Genomic DNA, 300 nt, shown 5'->3' on the forward strand with positions numbered 1-300 from the left:
GTTGCCGTTGACGGCGCTGGGGGTGCCGGGGGTGTTGAGGCCGCAGTTGGCGAGGCTGGCGAGGTTGGGGCGTTGGCCGCCGGCGCGGTTGATGTTGATGCCGATGCGGTCGAGTGCGGCGGTGCGCTTGCTGGCCAGGGGGCCGAGGATGGCGTTCTGGATGAAGTTGGCGCCGCCCTGGGGGTTGGCGGCCTGCTGGGCGAGGCGGGCGTTGGCTTCTTCGATCTGCTTGTCGAGGTTGGCCAGTTCCTGTTCCACTCCGGCGACCGCGGCGGCGGGTACGTTGCTCAGCTTGTCGCG

General features: G+C 70.0%; 1 pseudogene. It reads right to left on the bottom strand.

What is annotated here, in order from left to right:
- Positions 1-300 (bottom strand): annotated as a pseudogene (locus D2L64_RS26995) (hypothetical protein); the annotation flags it as partial.

Source organism: Micromonospora radicis (genome assembly GCF_003583405.1).
In the GTDB taxonomy this organism is placed as follows: domain Bacteria; phylum Actinomycetota; class Actinomycetes; order Mycobacteriales; family Micromonosporaceae; genus Micromonospora; species Micromonospora radicis.